At 57.9% G+C, this 5,165-nt stretch carries 6 protein-coding genes; 3 read left to right on the top strand and 3 right to left on the bottom strand.

Features of this window, described 5'->3' with window-relative positions:
- On the bottom strand, nucleotides 1–1,116 hold a 1,116-nt coding region (gene tcmP / locus ET21_RS0122935; protein WP_030541526.1), incomplete at its 3' end, for a three-Cys-motif partner protein TcmP.
- Between the two features lie 2 nt (nucleotides 1,117–1,118).
- On the bottom strand, nucleotides 1,119–1,862 hold the full coding sequence (locus tag ET21_RS0122940) for a DUF5131 family protein (RefSeq protein ID WP_030541527.1): 744 nt from the start codon (nucleotides 1,860–1,862) through the stop codon (nucleotides 1,119–1,121).
- Between the two features lie 175 nt (nucleotides 1,863–2,037).
- Here ET21_RS0122940 and ET21_RS0122945 point away from each other — a divergent pair, with 175 nt between their 5' ends.
- Complete coding sequence (locus ET21_RS0122945) at nucleotides 2,038–3,318, top strand: three-Cys-motif partner protein TcmP (RefSeq protein ID WP_081856847.1); 1,281 nt, start codon at nucleotides 2,038–2,040, stop codon at nucleotides 3,316–3,318.
- A gap of 108 nt (nucleotides 3,319–3,426) precedes the next feature.
- Here ET21_RS0122945 and ET21_RS0122950 read toward each other — a convergent pair whose 3' ends face one another.
- A complete protein-coding gene (locus tag ET21_RS0122950) occupies nucleotides 3,427–4,029 on the bottom strand; it encodes an outer membrane protein (RefSeq protein WP_030541529.1) in 603 nt (200 codons plus the stop codon).
- Between the two features lie 145 nt (nucleotides 4,030–4,174).
- On the opposite strand from ET21_RS0122950, the gene ET21_RS0122955 reads away from it, so the two are divergent.
- Together ET21_RS0122955 and ET21_RS0122965 are read left to right on the top strand one after the other, a co-directional pair.
- Nucleotides 4,175–4,525: a thermonuclease family protein gene (locus tag ET21_RS0122955; protein WP_030541530.1), complete on the top strand. Its 351-nt coding sequence runs from the start codon at nucleotides 4,175–4,177 to the stop codon at nucleotides 4,523–4,525.
- Nucleotides 4,526–4,825: 300 nt separating this feature from the next.
- Nucleotides 4,826–5,041: a hypothetical protein gene (locus ET21_RS0122965; protein ID WP_030541531.1), complete on the top strand. Its 216-nt coding sequence runs from the start codon at nucleotides 4,826–4,828 to the stop codon at nucleotides 5,039–5,041.
- Nucleotides 5,042–5,165: the final 124 nt, after the last annotated feature.

The following is a 5,165-nucleotide window of genomic DNA, read 5'->3' on the forward strand; positions in this document are numbered from 1 at the left end:
ACCCGCCCAACTCACATCTTGGCAGGCGGCCTCAACCGTTCGGTTACGATCTGTTAGCCGAACTACGTGGTTCGCCAGCACTTTGGGCCATAGCTCACCCCATGGAACACCAGCGCCGGAGACGGGCGCGAGATCCATTAGCAGACGCCGCGCACCCTCGATTTCCTCACGAAGGAACTCCTTGTTCGCGTCGGGAGCCATGTCCTGCATTGAACCCAGCAACTCGAATTGGCTTGATGCCGTGGCTTGCTTCTCCAGCTTCTTGCGGCCGATGATGTCCGCCTGAACGCCAAGCGACTTCACTTGGCAATCGCGGAACACCTTGATGCCTGGCGGCTGTCGTGTGCCATATACGAGGAAGTAGAGCGTACGGTCACGATCCGGACGTCGGACATCGACATTGGCGACATAGTCGTATCCTCCAACCTTCGAAACTGCGCGTTCAAATGCCTCCACGATCAACCGCTTTCGTATTTCCGGCGTCGCTTTGGGGTTCTGCTCCAGGACACGCAGCTGTGACCGCCAATCCTCCGTTGGAATTAGTCGGTCGAGGATCGGCGCGACCTTGTCGTCATCGTAAAGCGCAAACCGGTTCACGAAGTCGAACATGAAGTTAAAAACAACTTCGCTCCGCGGCCGACTGATTAGAGGCTTAAGGGCCTGCAGATCAAGCGAGAAGCCTTTCGGATCTATCAGGATAAAGGCAAAAGCCTGTGCTGGGATGGTTCGGGCAATTGCCGGAGCAATTTCAGTGAAATTGCCGTTATGCGTGACGATCTCAACATCAGGAAACATCGGCTGCAGTTCAGCCAGCCGCCTATAAGCTGTTGGGTTCTTCTCGACCAGATGGGCGGTCATCTTCACCGACCGAGGCTTGTGGGGCATCTCAGCCCAAGAGCGCCCGGCATCGGTTAACGCCTGTAGAGCAATGCCAAACGAGGTGTCTTCGAACCGTTCTCCCTGGTTTTGCCATGGACCGGAAAAACCATCAACGTAGACCACCTCACCATATTTGCTGGCGATCTTGTGGATCAGGCTTTCAAGATAGTGCTTGAGGAAATGATGTTTCACCAGCGCCTGTTCGCGACCGGCATAATGCTCCGGCTCCAGCGCCATCTTCAGGCAGCTGCGCTGGATGGCAAGGATGCAGGGAGCTCGTTCCACTCCCGACCATCGAGCTCACGGCCGCCTGATTTCGGCCGAATGCCGCCCCATTGCTTGAAGAAGAATGCGACATTCTGCGCCGCGCATTGATCGCGGATCTCCCGGGCCCACTCGATCGCCATCGGACGCGCACCTGGACCGCTTTCTCCGCCGGCAATCACCCAGTGAATACCGGAGAGGTCAACCTTCCCAACGGCTCCGATCAGCGGTTCAACTGATAGGAATCTCACGCCAGCCGGAGCCTGGCGCAGATGCCCAATCCGTGCGCTGGAATTTCCATCTTCGACAGACACGCCCAGCCAGATGTGCGCAGGCGGCGTCCTGTCACGATAGCGGCGCCTTAGGTAATCACGCATCAGCGAACTGCGTTTGGTTAGCACCTGAAACACGTGCCAATCGGCTTGCTCCATCGTGTCGAACACCTGGTCGATGAAGCTGTTCGGGACCTTCTTGTGGAACAGATCGCTCATGGAATTGACGAAGATCATCCGCGGCCGTTTCCACGCCAACGGCTGGCCAAGGCGCTCTGGCCGCAAGGTCAGATCAAAACCGTGTTCAAATGGGTGCCCCGGGACTCCACGCCAACGCTCTGAGAAGCGTTCAGCATAGCAATTGTCGCAGCCGGCAGTGATCTTCGTGCAACCCGTTACCGGGTTCCACGTCGCATCCGTCCATTCGATTGCACTGCCATCGGCCATCTTCTGCGCCCCCAAGAACGAAACGTGAATCTGCCACAGCCTGACTCGCCATGCAATGGAAGAAGCGCGCTCGGTCGCTTATTGTAGCATTCGATGTCAACATGAGGATGGTGGACAAGCCCCTGCTTTACCAGACATATTGCTCCACGGCGAAGGTGCCGACAGGGGTGGGCGTATGGCAAAGAAGCCACTTTATGATTGGAAAATTGGTGAACCGCTGCCCAAGTTGGGAATGCATAGCTTTGCGAAGCACCAGATATTCGACGCCTACATCACTGCTTACATCCGAACTCTGACGAAGAGCCATCTTACGCGAAAGCTGAAGCTGACGTTGGTCGACGGCTTCTGCGGCGGCGGACGCTACGTGATGGACAACGATGAAGTCGATGGATCGCCGCTGCGGATGCTGGCGTCGGTTGAACGAGCGCAGACCGAGCTGGACGCGGCGCGTGTTCGTGGCTTGGAAATCGACGCTGAGTTCGTCTTCGTGGACGCTAATCGCGAGCACGTCGACTTCCTGCGGGAGGTCCTGCGGCAACGCGGCTACGAATCGCGCATAGGCAAGGACATCCACGTTTACACTTCGAAGTTCGAGGATGTCAGCGATGAGATCATCCGACGCATCCAGGCGAAAGGCCGCGCCCACCGCTCGCTCTTCTTCCTCGACCAATATGGCTGGAGCGCTGTCACCTTCGCGACCATCCGCCAAATCATGGGATCGCTTCAAAATCCCGAGGTTGTCCTGACCTTTATGGTCGACCACTTGGTAAATCTGCTGACTGAAAGGATGATCAACACCCCAGGGCTGGCCGCCATCGATTTAGGCCGGGAGGATGTTCGTGACATGCTGCAAATGAAGGAGCAGCGTGGCTGGAAGCGGCTGATCCAAAACACTCTGTATGAGCATATCAGGCAAAACACCGGCGCAGACTACTACACGCCCTTCTTCATTCATCCCGAGGGCGGCTCTAATCGAGACTATTGGTTACTCCACCTCTCCAGGCACCACCAGGCGCGGGAGGAAATGGGGAAAATTCACTGGGACTTGGAAAACACCTTCGAGCATTTCGGCCGGGCCGGTTTCAACTCGCTTGGCTTCATGCCTGGAGCCGACGTGCGAGATGGCATGCTGGAGTTCGGGTTCAACGACAATGCCCGCACCCGATCGGAAGCTGCAGTCGTGGATCAGCTTGCGGACATGCTGCATGCTCGCGCCGCCGCAGGTGCGCCACTGCTGACCAAAAAGCTGCTTTTCTCCGCGAACTGCAACGAAACACCGGTCATCAGTAGCATTGTCGATGCTTCCCTCGTCACTCTTCGGGAGGCGCGGGACATACGTATTATCAGCCCTGACGGCGTGGTGCGGCGGTCGGCAACGCACTTTGGTTGGGAAGACCGCATCGAGTTGGTCGAGAGCCCGACGCTTTTTTCGCTACTAAGGCAGCAGGCAGCGTAACTGGCTGCAATCCTCAACTGATTTTTCAGGTAACAAGCAAAAGGGGCGGAAGATCGCTCTCCCGCCCCAGTTAGATTTCCGGCGGACTGTGATCGCCGGACTTCGAAATCAGAAGCGGAACCCGCCTACAACAGCAACCTGATGGCGCGACGGTTCGATAGCCACGCCGAAGTCATTGTTGGCGTCATATTCGCTGTAACGATATTCGATACGGGCGAAGGTCGAAGCCATGACATATTCGGCGCCAGCGCCGATGCGCCAGCCGTCCAGTTCGTCGCTACCCGACAGACGGTCCACGCCGTCGTCATAAACAGCCTTCACCTTGGCGTTGGTGTAGCCGCCCTTTGCGTAGAGCAGAACGTTCTGGCTGACGGGGAAGCCGACGCGAGCGCCGATGTAGAGATCGCGCGAAGCGCTGATCGAAGCTTCGTCACCCAGCACGAGCAGGTCAGACTGACGCTCCTTGGTGGTGCTGTCGGCGATTTCAGCTTCAACGCCGATAACGGCCGTTCCCAGGTCGAAATCGTAACCGGCGGTCAAGCCATAAAGGAAACCGTCCTTGGAGCCGCCCTCGTCTTCGACTTCCAGGCGAACCTTGTCGTAACCAACGACTGCGCCGATCTTGGCGCCACCGAAATTCGACGCTTCCTGCGCGAAGGCAGGCGCCGAGATGGCCGACAGAGCAGCGGCAGCGATTACAAACTTCTTCACGGTATAATCCCCCTGATGTTTCTATGCCGATAAGGCACGGGGGCATTTAGTCTGTGGATTCCAGTAGCATAGTATGGATCGGACAACCGCATCATTTCACATGAATCTTGTTGCACAATCGCAACATCAGGCTCATCTGAGCTGAATGATCTCTGCTCTTCTTCTGGCTGCTGCCGTAACCGTCGTCGATGGCGACACCATCCGGCTTGGTTCGGAACGCATCCGCTTGCTCGGGATCGATGCGCCGGAAATCCATGGCTGCCGTCAGGGACGGATTTGCGTGCCTGGCGACGGCGAAGCCTCCAAGCGCAGCCTCGCGCAGATGATGGGCGGCGGCGTCCGTGTGCAACGCGTTGGGCAAGATCGCTATGGCCGAACGCTAGCGCAGGTCTATGCTGGAGGGCGCAATGTTGCGTGCGAGCAGCTCCGCCGGGGACAGGCGCAGTATGTCGCCAAGTGGGACAATGGCGGTCTGTTGGCGGCGGAGTGCCGGTGAAGCGGGCCGTATTTCTTGTCGAGTGCATGATTGTTGGCGCGATGTGCATCGGCAGCTTCGGCATGGCGTTCTGGAATGCGGGAATGAAGTTGCTCACTCTGGTGAGGTAAAGTGTCCGCATTTGGGGAAGCCGCCTCGTCCTCCATTGACCTTTTAGAATGTGTGAAGGTCTGCTGACCTGGCATATCCAGCGTGGTGCCACGAGCTCGGTTGAAAGCTGCAGACGACAGGATTTGTCGCCCTGCGGATCCATGATTGCTGTGCGACGATTCGGGTCGCGACAATGATGGAGAACACCCAATGAGCAAAGGTCGAGGCAGCGGCAGCTACCGAAGCGCGATCAGCGGACGTTATGTCACTGCCAAGCATGGCAAGGCCAGTCCCCATACCACCGTGCGCGAAAGCGCGGACTCGCCCGGCAAGTCCGGCGGTCACTACCGCAGCGCTATATCCGGCCGGTATGTGACCACGGCGCACGGGAAAGCCAGCCCGCACACCACCGTGAAGGAGTCCTGACCATGGGGAAGCGCTACGTTCGGGCAACCGGCAAAAATTCGCAGGGCGACATCACGCGGCTTTGCAACTCGGGCGAGGGGACTGTCAGGATTTCCGTGTGCGGCCGGGCGGTTGATCATCAGGC

The sequence above is a fragment of the Sphingobium sp. DC-2 genome (assembly GCF_000722555.1).
Taxonomy (GTDB): domain Bacteria; phylum Pseudomonadota; class Alphaproteobacteria; order Sphingomonadales; family Sphingomonadaceae; genus Sphingobium; species Sphingobium quisquiliarum.

Coding starts and splice junctions, on each gene's coding strand:
- ET21_RS0122965 (WP_030541531.1), top strand. CDS start 4,826: ATGAGCAAAGGTCGAGGCAGCGGCAGCTACCGAAGCGCGATCAGCGGA.
- ET21_RS0122945 (WP_081856847.1), top strand. CDS start 2,038: ATGGCAAAGAAGCCACTTTATGATTGGAAAATTGGTGAACCGCTGCCC.
- ET21_RS0122955 (WP_030541530.1), top strand. CDS start 4,175: ATGATCTCTGCTCTTCTTCTGGCTGCTGCCGTAACCGTCGTCGATGGC.
- ET21_RS0122940 (WP_030541527.1), bottom strand. CDS start 1,862: ATGGCCGATGGCAGTGCAATCGAATGGACGGATGCGACGTGGAACCCG.